At 43.5% G+C, this 19108-nt stretch carries 18 protein-coding genes; 9 read left to right on the plus strand and 9 right to left on the minus strand.

The genetic code is table 11. The features are described from left to right. The first annotated feature begins 309 nt into the window (after nucleotides 1-309). Nucleotides 310-843 carry a superoxide dismutase family protein gene (gene sodC, locus PR766_RS12375; RefSeq protein ID WP_006661697.1) on the plus strand — a complete coding sequence of 178 codons (534 nt, stop codon included), beginning with the start codon at nucleotides 310-312 and terminating at the stop codon, nucleotides 841-843. Nucleotides 844-1060: 217 nt separating this feature from the next. Here sodC and PR766_RS12380 read toward each other — a convergent pair whose 3' ends face one another. Then, entirely contained in the window at nucleotides 1061-3094 is a 2034-nt protein-coding gene (locus PR766_RS12380; protein ID WP_036965779.1) for a M13 family metallopeptidase, read from the minus strand. Nucleotides 3095-3381: 287 nt separating this feature from the next. On the opposite strand from PR766_RS12380, the gene cysB reads away from it, so the two are divergent. The 3 genes from cysB to PR766_RS12395 all read left to right on the plus strand — a co-directional run bounded on the left by cysB (nucleotide 3382) and on the right by PR766_RS12395 (nucleotide 7758). Next, complete coding sequence (cysB, locus tag PR766_RS12385) at nucleotides 3382-4356, plus strand: HTH-type transcriptional regulator CysB (protein WP_006659759.1); 975 nt, start codon at nucleotides 3382-3384, stop codon at nucleotides 4354-4356. 93 nt (nucleotides 4357-4449) lie between these two features. Beyond that, nucleotides 4450-7122 (plus strand): aconitate hydratase AcnA, encoded by a 2673-nt coding sequence (gene acnA, locus PR766_RS12390; RefSeq protein ID WP_154636589.1) that lies wholly within the window; start codon nucleotides 4450-4452, stop codon nucleotides 7120-7122. Nucleotides 7123-7308: 186 nt separating this feature from the next. Beyond that, complete coding sequence (locus PR766_RS12395) at nucleotides 7309-7758, plus strand: hypothetical protein (protein ID WP_154636590.1); 450 nt, start codon at nucleotides 7309-7311, stop codon at nucleotides 7756-7758. 94 nt (nucleotides 7759-7852) lie between these two features. Here the strand turns inward: PR766_RS12395 and hemB are convergent, their stop codons facing one another. Then, on the minus strand, nucleotides 7853-8830 hold the full coding sequence (hemB, locus tag PR766_RS12400; protein WP_006661699.1) for a porphobilinogen synthase: 978 nt from the start codon (nucleotides 8828-8830) through the stop codon (nucleotides 7853-7855). Nucleotides 8831-9077: 247 nt separating this feature from the next. Continuing rightward, nucleotides 9078-9674, minus strand: coding sequence for a GTP cyclohydrolase II (gene ribA / locus PR766_RS12405; protein WP_006661700.1), 597 nt, complete (start codon nucleotides 9672-9674; stop codon nucleotides 9078-9080). Between the two features lie 214 nt (nucleotides 9675-9888). Between ribA and PR766_RS12410 the strand changes: the two genes are divergently transcribed. From PR766_RS12410 to yciH, 5 genes are all read left to right on the plus strand, one after another. Continuing rightward, the gene (locus PR766_RS12410) at nucleotides 9889-10599 is read left to right on the plus strand and encodes a phosphatase PAP2 family protein (protein ID WP_006659764.1); all 711 of its coding nucleotides are present in this window, start codon (nucleotides 9889-9891) and stop codon (nucleotides 10597-10599) included. Nucleotides 10600-10753: 154 nt separating this feature from the next. After that, nucleotides 10754-11071: a LapA family protein gene (locus PR766_RS12415; protein ID WP_006659765.1), complete on the plus strand. Its 318-nt coding sequence runs from the start codon at nucleotides 10754-10756 to the stop codon at nucleotides 11069-11071. 6 nt (nucleotides 11072-11077) lie between these two features. After that, nucleotides 11078-12250, plus strand: a complete 1173-nt coding sequence (lapB, locus tag PR766_RS12420) for a lipopolysaccharide assembly protein LapB (protein WP_006659766.1) — start codon at nucleotides 11078-11080, stop codon at nucleotides 12248-12250. Nucleotides 12251-12295: 45 nt separating this feature from the next. Then, on the plus strand, nucleotides 12296-13033 hold the full coding sequence (pyrF, locus tag PR766_RS12425) for an orotidine-5'-phosphate decarboxylase (protein WP_154636591.1): 738 nt from the start codon (nucleotides 12296-12298) through the stop codon (nucleotides 13031-13033). Then, nucleotides 13030-13356, plus strand: coding sequence for a stress response translation initiation inhibitor YciH (gene yciH, locus PR766_RS12430; protein ID WP_006659768.1), 327 nt, complete (start codon nucleotides 13030-13032; stop codon nucleotides 13354-13356). The genes pyrF and yciH overlap by 4 nt, the downstream gene beginning before the upstream one ends. Nucleotides 13357-13411: 55 nt before the next feature. On the opposite strand, the gene osmB is transcribed toward yciH, so the two are convergent. From osmB to rsxD, 6 genes are all read right to left on the minus strand, one after another. After that, nucleotides 13412-13618, minus strand: coding sequence for an osmotically-inducible lipoprotein OsmB (gene osmB, locus PR766_RS12435; RefSeq protein WP_006659769.1), 207 nt, complete (start codon nucleotides 13616-13618; stop codon nucleotides 13412-13414). A gap of 228 nt (nucleotides 13619-13846) precedes the next feature. Then, entirely contained in the window at nucleotides 13847-15790 is a 1944-nt protein-coding gene (locus tag PR766_RS12440) for an exoribonuclease II (protein ID WP_006661702.1), read from the minus strand. Nucleotides 15791-15911: 121 nt separating this feature from the next. Further along, a complete protein-coding gene (gene nth, locus PR766_RS12445) occupies nucleotides 15912-16553 on the minus strand; it encodes an endonuclease III (RefSeq protein WP_006659771.1) in 642 nt (213 codons plus the stop codon). Between the two features lie 19 nt (nucleotides 16554-16572). Next, nucleotides 16573-17289 (minus strand): electron transport complex subunit E, encoded by a 717-nt coding sequence (locus tag PR766_RS12450; protein ID WP_006659772.1) that lies wholly within the window; start codon nucleotides 17287-17289, stop codon nucleotides 16573-16575. Then, entirely contained in the window at nucleotides 17289-17918 is a 630-nt protein-coding gene (rsxG, locus tag PR766_RS12455; RefSeq protein WP_006661704.1) for an electron transport complex subunit RsxG, read from the minus strand. Before rsxG ends, PR766_RS12450 begins: the two co-directional genes overlap by 1 nt. Nucleotides 17919-17927: 9 nt before the next feature. Further along, entirely contained in the window at nucleotides 17928-19007 is a 1080-nt protein-coding gene (rsxD, locus tag PR766_RS12460; protein ID WP_006659774.1) for an electron transport complex subunit RsxD, read from the minus strand. Between the last annotated feature and the right edge of the window lie 101 nt (nucleotides 19008-19108).

The following is a 19108-nucleotide window of genomic DNA, read 5'->3' on the forward strand; positions in this document are numbered from 1 at the left end:
CACAGTAGCGGCGCTGGCAGCACTCGCTAACCCTAGTCACATACTTGTGTATGCTCCTAGGGATTAGCTCAATTGCCGCCTTGTTCTAAGGCGAACTATTTAGAATAATAGTTTGGAATTCGGTAACGAAGTTCAGAATCAAAGCTAAATCCAAATCTGCAATCATATAAAAGAGCCCTCTGGGCTCTTTTTTTTGTTCATAACTCGATAGCTCTCACATAACAAAAGCAGTAATCGCCCATTTTTATTCATTTATTATGCTAACGTTTAACTTAAGGATAATACACAGCGTGAATGACTGGAGGCGGTATGAAGTTCAAATTATGTTTGTTAGCAACATTATTCACAGCCAGCGCGGCATATGCAGCACAAACCACGGTAGAGCTAAAAGAAGCAACAGCCAAAGGTGATGGTAAAGCCATTGGCGAAGTAGTGATTTCTGAAACCGAATACGGATTACTCTTCACTCCAAAACTCTCTGGATTACAAGCGGGAGGCGTGCATGGCTTCCATGTGCATGAAAACCCAAGTTGCGACCCAGGGGAAAAAGAGGGCAAAACAGTTCCAGCATTAAAAGCAGGTGGGCATTTAGACCCCGCGAAAACAGGCGTACACAAAGGACCTTATGATAAAACAGGTCATCTTGGAGATTTACCGGGCTTAGTGGTTGATAGCCAAGGCAATGCAACCTACAGCGTCCTTGCACCAAAATTAAAATCCTTGAAGGATATCCAGAACCGAGCATTAATGGTGCACGCAGGTGGGGATAATTATTCAGATCATCCAGAGGTGTTAGGCGGTGGGGGGGCTAGAATGGCCTGCGGCATCATTCCTTCGTCATAATTTGCGTGATAACTGCGTTGGCATCACTTGGCTACTCGGGTCACATACTTTTGTATGCTCCCCGAGATACCCGCGCTCGCCGCCTTGTTCTAACGCAAATTATTTAGAAGGAAGGCTCTGAGTTATCATTCTCGTTATTTAGAATGTATGACGGTATAACACCATCATAAAAAAAGGCGCTGGTTAGCGCCTTTATCTTATAAAACACCAAAAACCATCACCAAATCTTAATGCGTTTTTCTGGTGCGAGGTACAGGGCATTATCCTTATCAACGCCGAAAGTGGTATACCAGTCATCGATATTACGGACAACACCATTGGCGCGGAACTGATTTGGGCTGTGAGGATCGGTGAGGATCTTATTGCGTTCAGATTCCTTATTCGACAACTCTTGCCATGTTCTTGCCCACGAAATAAAGAAACGTTGTAGACCCGTCATACCATCAATAATCGGAGGCTCGCCATTTGGGTAGTTCTCTTTAGAAAATTGTTTATAGGCACTTAGTGCAATGTTTAAGCCGCCTAAATCCCCAATATTTTCGCCGAGAGTTAATTCACCATTCACTTTCTGCCCATCGACAGCAAAGCCATTATACTGATCCACCAATTTGGACGTTTTCTCTTTAAAGTGCTCTTTAGCACTGTCACTCCACCAGTTGCGTAGCTGACCGGTTCCGTCATATAAGCTACCTTGGTCATCAAAGCCATGCCCCATTTCATGACCAATTACGGCACCAATGGCACCATAGTTATAAGCAGGATCGACATTTGGGTCGAAGAATGGTGCTTGTAAAATGGCAGCAGGGAACACTATTTCATTCTGTACCGGATTAAAATAAGCATTAATGGTCTGCGGAGTCATGCCCCATTCCCACTTACGTACAGGCTGTCCAATTTTGCTCATGGCATCATTATACGACCATGCTTCCACTTGCTTATAGTTGTCCATCAATGTGTTGGGTTTCAAATTGATTGAACTGAAGTCATTCCATTTATCCGGATAGCCCACTTTGACAGTGAACTGCTCTAATTTTTTCAGCGCTTCTTGGCGTGTCGGTTCATCCATCCAATCATTATCTTTTAGGCGTGCATTGAAGGTTCCCCGTACATAGCTCACCAAATCTTGGATTTTCTCTTTTGACTGTGGGTTGAAATATTTCTCCACATAGATCTGTCCAAGAGGTTCACCTTGCAATGCGTTGACAGTTTGCAGTGCACGTTCTTGGCGAGTTCGTTGTTTCTCAACGCCATTCAGTTTTTTCGAGTAAAAATCGAATCGAGCATCGGATAGGGTTTTGTTTAAATAACTCGCGTGGTCATTCACATACTGGAATGTCAGGTAATCTTTCAAGATAGAAACGGGGGTTTTGGCAAAAATTTGTGCCGTTTTTTCTACTGCGGTGTCATTTTCAACGACCACTTTAGCCAGTTGTTGGTCAGTTAATTTCCAGTGCTGAATAAAGCTATCCCACGCAAAACCATCGGTGAATTTCTTCATTTCGGCTAAGGTCATTGGGTGGTAATTTTTGATGGTATCGCGTCGTGCTTCAGGACTCCAATGGACTTCAGCAATCGATTTTTCGAGGTTAAAGATCTGTTGTGCTTTTTTCTTAACATCTTTTTCGCCCGCTAATTTCAAAATAGTCGCAATATAGGCAATATAGTTTTTGCGGATTTCTTTCATTTGCGGCGTGTCGTCAAGGTAGTAATTACGGTTAGGTAACCCAAGTCCACCTTGTCCAAGATACAAAATATAGGTATCTGGCGCCTTCGCGTCTAAATCGACCCAATAAGACAAGACGGAGGTATAACCTGGCAGTGTCATTAGTCGGCTAATATCGTTATGATCTTTCGCTTGAGCAATGGCTGCTAAATCTGCCTTTATCGGTGTTAATCCTGCTTTTTCAATACTGGCTTCATCAAGGTAGCTTAAATATAAATTACGAATATTTTTCTGATTATGATTCAAGCTGCTTTCTGGGGCTTGCTTCAATTCATCAATGATGGATTGCGTTTGTTTTTCGGTACTTAAATACAAATCCACGAAGGAGTTAATTCGAGGCATGCCGGTTGGGATCTTGGCGTTATTAATCCAATCATGATTCACGTATTGATAGAAATCATTACCCGGCACAATTGAATCGGATAACACAATTTTTTGCTGACCGTAAGATAGCTCTTTCGCTAATAAGTGAGGCGCAAAGGATAGGGTTGATAAACCGACCATCATGGCTAAAACTTTTATACGCATCTAGATAACCTCTCTGTAGTCTAAATAGGATGCTCACCGCAAAATGGGAATAAAATTCGCATGCTAATTATTCAAGCATAGTCGAAGAAAAAAATAATCTGACTTTGCAATACCTTACTTGGGACTGCCTTTTTTTATCAGTGAGATGAAATATTATCATCATACTGTTTATTCTGATTAGTTTGATGTTATATTGGTTATATATATATTAAACAATATTACTTTTTGTTATATGTAATGTTTTTTAGCTATAGCAAAAACGATTTTCTGTGAGAGGTGGGGCAAATATGAAGTTACAACAGCTGCGATATATTGTTGAAGTCGTTAACCATGATCTGAATGTTTCATCGACGGCGGAAGGGCTATTTACTTCCCAACCAGGGATCAGTAAGCAAGTCAGAATGCTAGAAGATGAATTGGGTATTCAAATATTTGCACGTAGCGGAAAGCATTTAACGCATGTCACCCCCGCAGGTGAAGAGGTTGTTCGTATTTCCCGAGAAGTACTTTCCAAGATTGAAGCTATTCGTTCGGTTGCGGGTGAACATACCATCCCCGATCGCGGTAGCTTAAAGATTGCCACCACCCATACCCAAGCACGTTATGCCTTACCTCCAGTCATTAAAACCTTTATAGAACGTTATCCTCATGTGTCTTTGCATATGCAACAGGGTTCGCCAACGCAAATAGCGGAAGAGGTTTGCAAAGGTAATAGTGATTTTGCTATTGCGACAGAAGCACTCCATCTGTATAGCGATCTGATCATGCTGCCATGCTACCACTGGAACCGTTGTGTCATCGTGCCAACAGGGCATCCTTTAACAGAGAAAAAGAATGTCACGATTGAAGATATTGCCGAATACCAAATTGTCACGTATACCCATGGTTTTACAGGGCGTTCGGAGCTGGATGTCGCTTTCCAAAAAGTAGGATTAGAGCCGAAAATCATTTTCACTGCTACGGATGCGGATGTGATTAAAACTTATGTGAAGCTCGGTTTAGGGATTGGAATTATCGCCAGCATGGCGGTTGATCCTGAAGTGGATAAAGACTTAGTGGTGATTGATATGCGCGATAAGTTTAGCTATAGCACCACGAAGATTGGTTTTAAACGCACCAGTTTCTTACGTAGTTACATGTATGATTTTATTTGGCGTTTTGCTCCACATTTGACTCGCGATGTGGTTGATAAAGCGATTGCTTTACGTAATAACGAAGATATTGAAGAGTTTTTCAAAGAGATTGAGCTACCGATCTTATAATTGGCACAAAATCTATAAAGGAATTGATTATGAGGACTATGATTAATAATACTGCGTAAAAAAATAAGGTGATAAAAACGCCAAGGAGGAGTTATGTCGTTGAGTTTGAAAGCAAACAGTGCAGCAACGCTGAATGTCGGTAACAAACAGTATAATTACTTCAGTCTTGCCCTTGCCGAAAAACAGTTGGGTAGCGGGGCAAGATTACCTAAGTCCCTCAAAGTTCTTCTCGAAAATTTGTTGCGTCATATCGACGGTAAATCCGTCGTTGACGCCGATCTCCAAGCCATCATTGATTGGCAAAAAAATGCCCATGCAGATAGAGAAATTGCTTATCGTCCAGCACGAGTGCTGATGCAAGATTTTACGGGTGTTCCTGCGGTCGTTGACCTTGCTGCGATGCGTGAGGCAGTTAAATCGTTAGGTGGCAATGTTAATCAAGTGAACCCGTTATCTCCTGTCGATTTAGTCATTGACCACTCCGTGATGGTTGATGAGTTTGGTAATACCCAAGCGTTTGATGACAACGTTGAAATTGAAATGAAACGCAACCATGAACGTTACCTCTTTTTACGCTGGGGGCAAAAAGCCTTCAACCGTTTTAGAGTGGTGCCGCCGGGAACGGGGATCTGTCACCAAGTTAACCTTGAATACCTCGGTAAAGCGATTTGGCATGAAGAGGTTGACGGTAAATTAATGGCCTATCCGGACACGCTGGTCGGGACAGACTCTCACACCACCATGATCAACGGTCTTGGCGTATTAGGTTGGGGTGTTGGTGGGATTGAGGCAGAAGCCGCGATGCTTGGTCAGCCCGTTTCTATGCTGATCCCAGACGTTGTAGGCTTTAAACTAACTGGAAAATTGGCAGAAGGGATCACGGCGACTGACTTAGTATTAACTGTGACTCAAATGCTGCGAAAACAGGGTGTTGTGGGTAAATTTGTCGAATTCTACGGTGATGGTTTGGCGGATTTACCGTTAGCTGACCGAGCAACTATCGCCAATATGGCGCCAGAATATGGTGCTACGTGTGGTTTCTTCCCAATTGATGAAATCACATTGTCATACATGAAACTCACCGGACGCCAAGATGATGAAATTGCGCTGGTGGAAGCCTATAGTAAACAACAAGGTTTATGGCGTCATCAGGGGGATGAGCCAATATTCACCAGTACATTAGCGCTAGACATGGGGACGGTAGAATCTAGCCTTGCAGGTCCTAAGCGTCCTCAAGACCGTGTTGAGCTGAGCCAAGTACCAAACGCATTCCAAAGCGCTGTGGATTTAGAGCTCAATAAACAGGATAAACATGCACATCCGCGGGTTAATTATCAAGAGCACGAATTTGATCTGACTGATGGCGCAGTTGTGATTGCGGCTATCACATCATGTACTAACACGTCTAACCCGAGCGTTTTAATGGCGGCAGGGTTGCTGGCGAAAAAAGCCGTAGAAAAAGGGTTGATGCGCCAACCGTGGGTTAAATCTTCTTTGGCTCCAGGTTCTAAAGTGGTGACTGATTACCTCAAATTGGCAGGATTAACCCCTTATCTTGATCAATTAGGTTTTAACCTTGTGGGCTATGGCTGTACAACCTGTATTGGTAACTCTGGTCCATTACCTGCGCCTATTGAGGAGGCAATTAAACAGTCTGATTTGACGGTCGGTGCAGTGCTTTCAGGTAACCGTAACTTTGAAGGACGTATCCATCCGCTCGTTAAAACTAACTGGTTAGCATCACCACCATTGGTGGTTGCCTATGCGCTTGCGGGTAATATGCACGTTAACTTAAAAACTGATCCATTAGGGATGGATAAACAAGGACAGCCTGTCTATCTAAAAGACATTTGGCCATCCAGCGCGGAAATTGCCAGTGCAGTTGAGAAAGTCAAAACGGATATGTTCCATAAGGAATATAATGCGGTATTTGAAGGGGATGAAGCATGGCGAGCGCTGAATGTGGAAAGCTCTTCAACGTATCACTGGCAAGGGGATTCGACCTATATCCGCCACCCGCCATTTTTTGAAAATATGCCCGCCCAGCCTAAACCTGTTGCTGATATTCATGGTGCGAGCATTCTCGCAATTCTTGGGGATTCGGTGACAACAGACCATATTTCTCCAGCGGGAAATATTAAGAAGGACAGTCCTGCTGGGCACTACTTGCAGGATCATGGTGTTGCGGTAGCAGACTTCAACTCTTATGGTTCCCGTCGTGGTAACCATGAAGTGATGATGCGAGGAACCTTTGCCAACATCCGTATTCGTAATGAAATGGTACCCGGTGTTGAAGGTGGCTATACCGTGCATATTCCAACGGGTAAACAAATGGCTATTTTTGATGCCGCGATGCTATACCAGCAAGAGAAGCGTCCATTAGCTATTATTGCAGGTAAAGAATACGGGTCAGGCTCTAGTCGAGATTGGGCTGCAAAAGGCACTAATCTGCTGGGGGTTCGCGTAGTAATAGCTGAATCTTATGAACGTATTCACCGTTCTAACTTAATTGGAATGGGGGTGATCCCATTAGAATTTACCGGCGGTGAAACGCGCAAAAGTTTAGGCTTAAAAGGTGACGAACGTATTGACGTGGTAGGGCTTCAATCTTTAAGTCCGAGCCAAGATCTTAAGGTGACAATTACGTATGGCAATGGTGAGGTGAAAGAGATTAAAACTCGCTGCCGGATTGATACGGCGACCGAAATGGAATATTACCGACATGGTGGGATCTTACATTATGTGATCCGCCAAATGCTCAATTAGTATTCGTTTATAACGCCTGCGATTGTTATCGCGGGCGTTTTTTCTTTATTAATGCTTAATATTGTTATTTCTCAAGTTTTTTAGCCAGCTTCTCAGCTATTGTGGTAGTCAGTATTCAGAAAAAGTTCAGTAGTTTGATGGAATGATGTGACCGCATTTATCGAAAATAGCGTAAAGGAAATTAATATGGCGATTATCAATGAAACTGATTTTTTCAAGGGTGCATTGTGGGCAGCAGACATTTTATTAAGCACGACATATTGTGCCGGTGCTAATGATGAAGTTCGTGACATTTTAGAACATATTCCGAACCTATATTCCGTTGTAATGAGAACGCCAGAAACCGAAGTTCATGATTTAAGATTATATGCAGATAAAGAATTCCCATTAGGTCTAAATGCGGAATACACCGCAATTTCTATTGCACCGTTAAAAGATTTTTTTGATATTTTGCCTGTTACTGAGCATGAGCTTGATTGTGAAGCGATGGATATTGAAACGTGGGGCGTGGTGGCAGACCTTACGAATGGTAAAAAAGATCTCCTGATTGCTGGGTTGTTATCTCCAGAAACGGCGCAAATGTATGCAGATCGTTTATCTGAGCAGCTCGCTTTTCAACAAAAGAAGGCGAGTTAATCAGCAAATTGTCGAATAATTAAGCTAAAATGAACAAAAACGCCAATGCTGTGTTTATATCCAGTATCGGCGTTTTTTCTATCTAAATAATAAATTATAAGATTTTATTTTCTGCTAATTGCAGTGCGAAATAGGTAAAGATTAAGTCAGCACCTGCACGTTTGATAGCACCTAAGCTTTCCAGTGTCACGCGTGTTTCATCAATTGCTCCCGCTTGGGCTGCAAATTTGATCATGGCGTATTCACCGCTGACTTGGTAAGCCCCGATCGGTAATTGAGTGCATTCGCGTAGGTCTCGGATGATATCCAAATAGGCACCTGCCGGTTTCACCATGAGTGCATCTGCACCTTCTTGCATATCGATGAGAGACTCATGTAGCGCTTCGCGGCGGTTCATTGGGTTCATTTGGTAAGTTTTACGATCACCTTTTAAGCATGAACCCGCTGCGTCACGGAATGGACCATACAGGGCAGAGGCGAATTTAGTAGAATAAGACATGATTGCGGTATCTGTAAATCCAGCCGCATCCAGCGCATGGCGGATAGCGGCAACTTGCCCATCCATTGCTGCGGATGGCGCAATAAAATCAGCACCTGCACGTGCCGCAGCAACCGCTTGTAGACCCAAATTATGGATAGTCTGATCGTTATCAACAACGTCACCATGCATCACACCGCAATGCCCATGAGAAGTATATTCACAGAAACAGGTGTCTGACATTACAATCATTTCTGGGACTGTCTCTTTACAGATGCGAGACATACGTGCCACCAGGCCATTTTCTTGCCATGCATCGCTACCATTTTCATCTAAGTGATGGGAAACGCCAAATGTCATCACAGATTTAATGCCCGCTTTGGCAATACGCTCAATTTCATGCGCTAAACGTTTCTCTGGGATACGAACTACGCCTGGCATACTGGCGATAGGGGCGTAATCGTCTAAACCTTCTTCAACAAAGATAGGTAAACATAAATCATTAATGGAGAGATGGGTTTCTTGGAATAGGTCGCGGAATTGTTCACTTTTACGCAGTCTTCTCATGCGTTGGATGGAATGCAGGTTATTCACACTATCTCCTTGGTAGACGAAAAATAGACATTTCCCATTCGGATTATTATGTGGGAATGTTCCACTCTCATTTTTCGATGTATTAAATAATGAATGGTATTAAATTGCGAACAGTATAAACCTTATAAAAAGAATGTGAATATAACATCCGTCAAATGTTATGGATTCAAGTATTATGGTAACAATGGGAATTAAGACAAGATAATAGGAAGAGCGCGGAACACTCTTCCTGATTGAGATAGATTAATTATTGGTGCTTAAATAACATATGACCCATTTTTTGTGCTTTTACATCTAAATAATGTTCGTTGCTAGGATTTCGTCCAACAATTAATGGCACACGCTCAACCACATTGATGCCAGCTTCACGCATAATGTCGATTTTTTTCGGGTTATTTGTCAGTAAACGGACTTCATTTATCCCCAATAATTTATACATATCAGAGCACAGGGTAAAATCACGTTCATCGGCTTTAAACCCTAATTTTAGGTTAGCTTCAACGGTATCTAAACCTTGGTCTTGCAACGCATATGCACGGATTTTGTTCAGTAATCCTATGTTGCGGCCTTCTTGGCGGTGATACAGGAGCACCCCTCGACCTTCTTCACTAATTTGCTTGAGCGCAGCTTCTAACTGAAAACCACAGTCACAACGTAAACTAAATAATGCATCGCCAGTTAAGCATTCGGAATGAATTCGACTGAGTATTGGCGTTGCGCCTGAAATATCACCAAAAATGAGAGCAACATGGTCATGACCGGTTGCGATTTCCTCAAACCCTACCATTAGGAATTCACCGAAAGGGGTAGGTAGTTTGGCTTCGGCAATACGTTTTAGCTGCATATTTTCTTTCATTAGTTAAAGTAACTCTTGCTGAATTAAACACGTAAATCGATATAGTTACTAAAGTTAAATATATCGATGCTATATGACGTTTGCATATAGAGTCCGGCATTCTTTGCACACAGCCGACGCTGTACTACTATAACAGAGATATTACAAGGTCATGCGAAATTTGTTTATTAGGGAATAATTTAAAACTTAAGGATCATTCTAGATGAGAAAGAGTGCTTATATTATTGCAATAAGTGTTATTTTTTTGCTATTACCGCCGATAGCTATGATAGTGACAGGCTGGCACTGGTCGCCAGAACAGCAACCGTCGATGAAATGGCTTCTTTGGCTAACGGATAGCGCAGGGCTACCGTATAGCTATATTACCTTCGTGTTCTTAACGTTATTAACGCTGGTGGTATTTCGTCATCAACGAAGCCAATGGCTGAAACTGTTGGTCATCATTTTGCTCTGTATTCTTGGTGCGCAAGGTGTTAAATCTTTGATGAAAAGTTCTTTTCAAGAACCAAGACCTTATGTGATGTGGCTGGAGAAGACTGCCCAAATCCCTCATCAAGTCTTCTATAATTTAAAACGTGGGGAACGCGCGGATTTAATCAAGAATAGCGTGAAGTCGAATTCTCTGATTCCGAAATGGCAACGTCAGCATTGGCAAGTAGAAACGGGCTATTCTTTCCCTTCTGGCCATATGTTATTTGCGGCCGCTTGGGCGTTATTATTAATGGCACTGTTCTGGCAACAGCGTCAGTATATATTGGGGATCGGGTTATTGTGTTGGGCTGAAGGGATTGGACTCAGTCGGATGTTACTCGGTATGCATTGGCCAATAGATATTATTACGTCGACACTTATTAGTGCACTTTTTGCGCTTTTAGGCTGTTGGATATATCAATCTCGGTTATTCGAGAAATGAATTTCACGCCGATCGAGTTATCCTGATGAAAAAGGGCGGTTTTTAGTGCGATTGGAATGGCGAAGTTAATAATTTACTTTGTCTGAATGCGCTGAAAATGCTACCTTATCAGCGATATGTTTTGGAACGATAAGAACTGATAACGGGAAAAAATGTGAAATACTTTCTGATTTTATTACTAGCGGTCGCTGTTTTTATTGTGTCGATTACGCTAGGTTCAAGCAATGATCAGGTTATTACATTTAACTACCTGATTGCAAAAGGGGATTTTTCGTTATCCTCGTTACTTGCAACCTTGTTTGGTGTCGGTTTTGTGCTGGGGTGGCTGGTGTGTGCGGTGTTTTATTTGCGTACCATTGTTAGCCTTAAGAATGCACGTCGTAAAATTAGACGTTTAGAATCACAATTGGGTGCTGGAGAGAAGACCATTTCTGACTCAACCGAATTAGTGACAGCTCAGAACAAGGAATAATCCTCAATGTTCGAGTTGCTTTTTCTGTTGCTACCTGTTGCCGCTGCCTACGGCTGGTACATGGGGCGCAGAAGTGCTCAGCAAGATAAGCAGCAGCACGCTAATCGCTTGTCACGTGACTATGTGACAGGCGTGAACTTCCTATTATCAAATCAACAAGATAAAGCGGTTGATTTGTTCCTCGAAATGCTAAAAACAGAAGATAGCTCCGCGTTTGAAGCTCATCTGACGTTAGGTAATTTATTCCGTTCTCGCGGTGAAGTCGAGCGAGCTATTCGTATTCACCAGTCGCTGGTGGAAAGTGCCGCACTCTCATTTGAACAACGCTTGTTAGCAACTCAGCAGCTGGGTCGTGATTATATGACCGCGGGTGTGTATGACCGTGCTGAAAATATGTTTCAACAGCTTACTGATGAAGTGGATTTTAAGCAGAGCGCGTTGCAATCATTATTGTCGATTTATCAATTAACCAGTGATTGGGGTAAAGCCATTGAAACGGCGACAAAATTGGTAAAATTAGGCTCAGAAGAGTTACGTGAGCAAATTGCCCATTTCTACTGTGAATTAGCCACTCAAGAATTGGCGAGTGATGATATTGACGAAGCTCTAAGCTTGCTAAATAAAGGTGAGCAGGCTGATAAAAATTGCGCACGAGTTTCGATTATGAAAGGGCGCATTTTTATTGAGCAAGGTAACTATGAGAAAGCCATTGCAGCATTAGTGCAGGTTTATCATCAAGACAGAGAATTGGTATCTGAAACATTGCCATTACTGTATGAATGTTATCGACATACAGGGCTGGCCGACGGCTGGGAAGCCTATTTACGACAATGTGTTGATGGAAATACTGGGGCTATTGCCGAGTTATATCTCGCCGATATTATCGTTGAAAAGCAAAACCACGAAGCCGCGGCGAGTTACATCAATGACCAAATTCAGCGTCATCCAACTATGCGTTTATTCTACCGTTTGATGGATTACCATCTGGCGGAAGCGGAAGAAGGTCGAGCGAAAGAGAGCTTGATCTTACTGCGTAAAATGGTGGGTGAACAAATTCGAACCAAACCTGATTATCGTTGCCACAAATGTGGTTTTACCTCCCGTTCGCTCTATTGGCACTGTCCATCTTGTCGCTCTTGGGACACCATTAAGCCGATTCGTGGACTGGATGGTCAGTGACAGTGTCACTTTTAATTTCTGATAATATTCAATAAAGGCTATGAAATGAACTCCTCAACTGAGAACCTCGTTCGCGTTAACACTGACTCGCCTATCATTGTCGCTCTGGATTATGAAAGTTCTGATGCAGCGCTCGCATTTGTTGATAGGATTGACCCGCGCGATTGTCGCTTAAAAGTGGGCAAAGAGATGTTCACGTTTAATGGTCCTCAATTTGTAAAGTCACTCCATGACCGTGGTTTTGATGTTTTTCTGGATCTTAAATTCCACGATATTCCCAATACCGTCGCTCGAGCGGTTTCAGCGGCAGCAGAAATGGGAGTTTGGATGGTCAACGTCCATGCCAGCGGTGGCGCTCGTATGATGGAAGCTGCTCGTCAAGCCCTTGAGAGCTATGGTAAAGACGCGCCTTTACTTACAGCCGTAACAGTATTAACCAGTATGGATGCTTCTGATCTTGCTGGCGTTGGAATCAACTTAACCCCTGCAGAACACGCAGAACGTTTAGCGATCCTAACCAAGCAGTGTGGTCTTGATGGTGTAGTCTGTTCGGCACATGAAGCCAAAGCACTGAAAGCAGTGTGCGGTCAAGAATTCAAGCTGGTGACTCCAGGTATTCGCCCTGTTGGGAGTGATGTGGGGGATCAGCGCCGTATTATGACGCCTCAACAGGCGCTCGAGGCGGGTGTGGACTACATGGTAATAGGACGCCCAATCACTCGTAGTGACGATCCTGCACTGACTTTAAAACAGATCAACCAATCAATCAGGGATATCGCATGAGTGACGCTAACAGCCGTTTAGTGTATAGCACAGACGTTGGACGCATTGAGGAAGAAAAGCCGAAAGCGGTGCGACCAAAAGGTGATGGCATCGTGCGTATTCGCCGTGAAACCTCGGGCCGTAAAGGTAAAGGGGTCTGTGTTGTCACAGGGCTAGATCTTGATGATGCGGAACTGGCAAAACTCGCAGCAGAATTAAAGAAAAAATGTGGTTGCGGTGGCGCGGTCAAAGACGGTGACATTGAAATTCAAGGTGATAAACGCGACTTACTAAAACAGTTACTTGAAGCAAAAGGCTACCAAGTCAAATTGGCGGGTGGTTGAACCAAAATAAAATGGGGGAAATTTCCCCCATTTATCATCATACTGTGTGTCAGAATTACTTCTTAACTTGATGTCCAATAATCCCACCGATAGCTGCGCCACCTACAGTACCTAGTGCGCTTCCATCCGTTAATATTGCGCCTCCAACAGCACCGACAGTCGCTCCAATCGCTGTGTTTTTATTCTGTTTTGACATATTTGAACAAGCACTGAGACCCAGTGCCACCGTTGCGATAATGACAAAAGAGAGGATGCGTTTCATGATGTTTACTCCAATCTATTTTTTATAATGATAATTACGTATCAGCATATAGCCAAATTAAAATATCACGAAAAACGAATAGACGGATCGGAATAATCAGAAATAAATGTTAAGAATCGCCAGATATTTAACATTAAATGCTAACTCATTCATTTTGAATGTAATTTGAACAAATAAAAAAGACCATTACCGCAAGATAATGGTCTCAATGGAAAATGAAAGGATATCTTACGCCGCTGGGCGAGCAACGATATTGCGAGTTTCCATGCGTACTTCTGCGATATTCACATCAATAATATCGTTTAATTGATAGGCTTTTTCGCCTTTGATCAATACACTGCCTGTTTCTTGGCTGCATTGAATCTCATCACGAACACTGTGTAAGAATGGCGCAGGGATAAAGGCAACAGCGCCGTTATCGACTAAACGTACGCGCACACCACCACGGGTAATATCAATAATTTCAGCGGGGAATTTGGTCTCAGTGCCTTCAAATGGTTTTAGGTAACGAGAGTATAACCAGTCGCCAACATCACGTTCAGCCATGCGGTTAGCACGGCGGCGTTCTGCTAATTTTATTGATAGTTCTTCACTTGGTTTTGCTGGCGTTGGCGCGCCTGCGATAATCGATTTCAACAAACGGTGGTTGACGATATCGGTGTATTTACGAATTGGCGATGTCCATGTTGCATATGCTTCGAAGCCCAGACCAAAGTGTGGACCTGGGTCTGCTTTCACTTCAGCAAAGGTTTGGAAGCGGCGAATGCGGCTGTCTAAGAATTGGGTTGGCTGCGAATCTAATAGGCGACGCAATTCACGGAAGCCTTCAAGCGTTAATAGCGCTTCACCATTGGCTTCGATGCCATTATCTTTCAGCGTTTGAACGACTTGTTCGATCTGCAACGGTTCAAAGCCCATATGGACGTTAAATACACCAAAACCTAATTTGTTTTTCAGGACGTTAGCGGCACATAAGTTAGCGGTGATCATCGCTTCTTCAACAATGCGGTTTGCAGTACGACGGCTTTCTGAAACGATCTCGACCACGTTACCATTTTCATCTAAAACAAAACGGTAATCCGGTCTGTCTTTGAACACTAATGCATTATCATGACGCCATTGCAGGCGTTTATCCGCCATTTCTTTTAATAGTCTGATTTGTTGTGTATCGGCATCAGATTGTGGCTTCCATGATCCCGTTTCTTCTAACCAATCAGATACTTCATCGTAGACAAGCTTAGTTTTTGATTCGACCCATGCACTGAAGAATTCGATATTGCTATCAATAGCACCATCTTGCAGGATTTGCGTAACGCAAACCAAAGCAGGGCGACGGGCATTTGGTCGCAGAGAGCACAAGTCATCAGAAAGTTGGCGAGGCAACATTGGAATATTGAAGCCAGGCAGGTAATTGGTGAATGAGCGAGCTAAAGCGAGTTTGTCTAATTCACTTCCTTCCTTGATATAGCTGGTTGGATCTGCGATAGCGATATACAGCTTCAGGTTACCTTCAGCCGTTTTTTCGATATACAGTGCATCATCCATATCTTCGGTGCTTGCGCTATCGATAGTGACAAAGTGTAGATGAGTTAAATCAACACGTTCTAAACCTTCGTCATCACGCTCACTGTCCACCATTGCCGGTTCTGCACGGTCTAATTGGTGACGGCGTAACGTTACCCACCACGGTGCGAAATGGTCGTCACCGTAGGTAATATATTCTGTAATTTCAGCATAGAAGCCTTTGTCACCCTTTAGTGGATGACGGCGCATTTCGGCAACGACCCAGTCACCTTGCTTGAATTCATGGGTAATACCGTTGATTGGTCGGCATGAAATGGCATCTTTTAACAGCGGATGGTCAGGGATGACAAACAGGCGATTATCGTTATCTTTTTTCTGAATTTTACCGACAAAACGGTTGAGAAATGGTTCGATTAATTCTTCAGGTTCAGCGAACTCGCGGTCTTTATCCGTATGAACGGCGGCAGAAATTCTATCTCCGTGCATCACTTTTTTCATTTGCGGAGGCGGAATAAAATAGCTTTTTTGTCCATCGACTTCTAAAAAGCCAAATCCTTTTTCTGTGCTTTTAACCAGACCTTCGACGCGAGGTGTTTTGGCATGCAACGTCTGTTTGAGTTGCGCTAGTAATGGGTTGTCTTGAAACATACTTACCGTTTATTTGATGTTGAGTTTGGCTCTATTGTTGCGTAAGACAAAGTCTTAGAGCAAGAAAAAAATGCGAATGACTTTATAACGATGTGGAAATTCGCATCTTAGGCTAACTTGATTAATTTTCAGGGTAAACTTTATCTTTAAACTCGCAAAGATCCTCAATAATACACGATCCACAGCGAGGTTTGCGTGCGATGCATGTGTAACGACCGTGCAAAATAAACCAGTGATGACAATCAACTTTAAATTCAGCAGGGACCACTTTGAGTAACTTTTCTTCGACCTCAACAACATCTTTGCCTGGGGCGAATTTGGTTCGGTTACACACGCGGAAAATATGGGTATCGACGGCAATCGTTGGCCAGCCAAATGCCGTATTGAGTACCACATTGGCGGTTTTACGTCCTACACCGGGTAAGGCTTCTAACGCTTCTCGGTTCTCGGGAACTTGGCTCTGATGTTTTTCGATCAGAATTTGGCAAGTTTTATAGACGCTTTCCGCTTTAGTGTTAAACAATCCGATGGTTTTTATATACTCTTTAATGCCATCGACCCCAAGAGCAACCATTTGTTCTGGTGTATTGGCAACGGGATATAATTTTGCGGTCGCCTTATTCACACTGACATCGGTGGCTTGTGCAGAAAGCAACACCGAAATTAGCAACTCAAAAGGGGAGCTAAATTCTAGCTCCGTTGTGGGATGTGGATTGTTATCGCGCAGGCGAGTGAGAATTTCGATTCGTTTAGTTTTATTCATTGCTCACAAAGCTTCAAATTTAGGAGATATTTGTGCCACAACCTTGTTCTTTTTGGTATTCACGTAGAGGTTGTTGACCTGATTTTAGCGCCGCGCGCTTTTTCATTTTTTCATCAATAAGGTATTTACCCGCCAACATTAATGCTAAGCCAATAAATGCACCCGGTGGCAGCATAGCGAGTAAAAAAGGTGAGTCAAGGTGTAAGACTTCAATACGTAGTGACTTAGCCCATGAACCTAATAGCAGATCAGCACCATTGAATAAGGTTCCGTTACCTAAAATTTCGCGCATTGCGCCAAGTACAAACAATGCCGCTGTCGCACCTAACCCCATGGCGAGTCCATCCATAGCAGATAACGGTACTGGATTACGTGAAGCATACGCTTCGGCGCGCCCAATCACGATGCAGTTTGTCACGATCAGTGGGATAAAGATCCCCAGAGACTCATATAAACCAAACGCATAGGCGTTGATCAGCATTTGTACTGCACTTACTACTGAGGCGATAATCATTACGTAGATAGGTATGCGAATCTCAGCAGGAACCCAACGGCGAAAAGCAGAGACTGCCACGTTGGTACAAACCAGAACGAGGGTTGTTGCAAGCCCAAGCCCCAGTGCGTTAGTTGCTGTCGATGATACAGCCAGTAATGGGCATAAACCCAGTAGTTGTACTAAAGCAGAGTTATTTTTCCATAACCCTTGTGCAAATAACTCTTTGGTTTCGCTACTCATTATTCATCCCCACAAATTGGGTAATTTGCTAATTCTTCAGGTACCGTTTGAATAAATGCGGCGGTACGTTTTGTGGCATTGACAACTGCACGAGGGGTAATCGTTGCCCCTGTAAATTGGTCAAAATCGCCACCGTCTTTTTTCACTGCCCAATGAGGATCTTGGGCAGATTCCAATTTCTTGCCTGTAAAATGGGTGATCCAATCGGATATTCGGGTTTCAATTTTATCCCCAAGCCCTGGCGTTTCATGATGCTCTGTAACGCGTACGCCCAAAACTTTGCCATTAAAATCAGCACCAACCAATAAATGGATGGCACCAGAATAACCATCTGGTGCGGTACTTTCTAATGCCGCAGCAACAGGTTGACCATCCTTACGGGCAATATACAGATGTCGAGGGAGTTTATTTCCCAGTATAGCTTCATTGGTGACCAGATAGCACTCTTTGGCGAGATCATTGTCATATAAGGATTCAGGCACCACTTGGTCGAGCAATTTTTTCTGAACAAGGGCAGCTTGCTCGGCAATGATGTCTTTGGTTAGCGTATAAACTGCAGCACTGAGCGCAGTGGTTCCCGCAGCAAACAGAGCCAAGATTGTGCCATGACGGCGCATCGTATTTAACATGGAGGCTCCTTACTTATGTCCATACGCACGTGGCTGCGTATAGTGGTCAATTAATGGCACGGTAATATTCGCAAGCAAGACAGCAAATGCGACGGCGTCAGGGTATCCACCATAAACACGGATCACCCACACTAAGAACCCGATTAATACCCCAAAAATTATGCGTCCTTTTGGTGTTGTTGACGCTGTGACTGGGTCGGTGGCAATAAAGAACGCGCCAAGCATCGTCGCACCTGATAATAATTGGATTAATGGTGGTGAATAACGGCTATCGTCGATTAGCCAGCTAACCACAGCGAGCAGGGCAAGTGTTCCAATAAATGCCACGGGAATATGCCAGCTGATGATCCGGCGGCTGAGCATAATTAATCCGCCAGCCAGATAGGCAAGGTTCACCCACTGCCAACCGATACCGGCTAAAGAGCCTTGTAAAATTGGTTGCTGTAGTACATCGGAAATGGAGTGGGTGAGTAAGCCCGTTTTAAAGCTATCAAGCGGTGTTGCTTGGCTCATCCCATCAATACCGGTACGTAATTGATCCAGCGTTATTCCCGTCGAGGTATGCCCGCTAAAGATCACCATCAAACTATCAAAACCTGAAATATGCAGTTGTTGCAATTCCTGAGGCGGCAACCAGTTGGTCATTTGCACTGGGAATGAAATCAGTAATACCACATAACCGACCATAGCAGGGTTAAATGGGTTTTGCCCTAAACCACCATAGCACTGCTTAGCAATAATGATGGCAAAGATAGTACCAAGAACAATCAGCCACCAAGGGGATAGTGGCGGTAAGCTCACACCGAGCAATAACGCGGTCACAATGGCCGAGTTATCTTTTAGTACAGGTAAAACAGGCTGTTTCCGCAAATGGATTGAAACGGCTTCTGTTAAGGCTGCCGTCACCATTGCAATAGCAATCTGATATAAGGTGCCGATACCAAAAAAATAGGTTTGCACGGCAATGCCCGGAATGGCCGCCAACAGAACCCAAAACATGACCTGACTCGTGCTTTGGTTATCATGAGTAAATGGGGCGCTAGCAATTTTTAAACGGCGTGTTTTGCTATCAAGCGGTCTAAATTTCATGTGGTTATCACTTACTCTGTGGTTGTTTGTTCATTTGGTTGTTGAGAAACAGATGATTGCGCGGCTTTCTTAGCTTTAACTCTAGCAATCGCTGCGGCAAC

Origin of the sequence: Providencia sp. PROV208, from assembly GCF_028479465.1 — a bacterium.
In the GTDB taxonomy this organism is placed as follows: domain Bacteria; phylum Pseudomonadota; class Gammaproteobacteria; order Enterobacterales; family Enterobacteriaceae; genus Providencia; species Providencia alcalifaciens.

Excerpts from the sequence above, each read along its gene's own strand:
- nth (WP_006659771.1), bottom strand. The coding sequence starts at position 16,553 with ATGAATAAAACTAAACGAATCGAAATTCTCACTCGCCTGCGCGATAAC.
- pyrF (WP_154636591.1), top strand. The coding sequence starts at position 12,296 with ATGAACTCCTCAACTGAGAACCTCGTTCGCGTTAACACTGACTCGCCT.
- rsxD (WP_006659774.1), bottom strand. The coding sequence starts at position 19,007 with ATGAAATTTAGACCGCTTGATAGCAAAACACGCCGTTTAAAAATTGCT.
- PR766_RS12395 (WP_154636590.1), top strand. The coding sequence starts at position 7,309 with ATGGCGATTATCAATGAAACTGATTTTTTCAAGGGTGCATTGTGGGCA.
- sodC (WP_006661697.1), top strand. The coding sequence starts at position 310 with ATGAAGTTCAAATTATGTTTGTTAGCAACATTATTCACAGCCAGCGCG.
- rsxG (WP_006661704.1), bottom strand. The coding sequence starts at position 17,918 with ATGTTAAATACGATGCGCCGTCATGGCACAATCTTGGCTCTGTTTGCT.
- lapB (WP_006659766.1), top strand. The coding sequence starts at position 11,078 with ATGTTCGAGTTGCTTTTTCTGTTGCTACCTGTTGCCGCTGCCTACGGC.
- acnA (WP_154636589.1), top strand. The coding sequence starts at position 4,450 with ATGTCGTTGAGTTTGAAAGCAAACAGTGCAGCAACGCTGAATGTCGGT.
- PR766_RS12450 (WP_006659772.1), bottom strand. The coding sequence starts at position 17,289 with ATGAGTAGCGAAACCAAAGAGTTATTTGCACAAGGGTTATGGAAAAAT.
- cysB (WP_006659759.1), top strand. The coding sequence starts at position 3,382 with ATGAAGTTACAACAGCTGCGATATATTGTTGAAGTCGTTAACCATGAT.
- ribA (WP_006661700.1), bottom strand. The coding sequence starts at position 9,674 with ATGCAGCTAAAACGTATTGCCGAAGCCAAACTACCTACCCCTTTCGGT.
- PR766_RS12410 (WP_006659764.1), top strand. The coding sequence starts at position 9,889 with ATGAGAAAGAGTGCTTATATTATTGCAATAAGTGTTATTTTTTTGCTA.
- yciH (WP_006659768.1), top strand. The coding sequence starts at position 13,030 with ATGAGTGACGCTAACAGCCGTTTAGTGTATAGCACAGACGTTGGACGC.
- osmB (WP_006659769.1), bottom strand. The coding sequence starts at position 13,618 with ATGAAACGCATCCTCTCTTTTGTCATTATCGCAACGGTGGCACTGGGT.
- PR766_RS12380 (WP_036965779.1), bottom strand. The coding sequence starts at position 3,094 with ATGCGTATAAAAGTTTTAGCCATGATGGTCGGTTTATCAACCCTATCC.
- PR766_RS12440 (WP_006661702.1), bottom strand. The coding sequence starts at position 15,790 with ATGTTTCAAGACAACCCATTACTAGCGCAACTCAAACAGACGTTGCAT.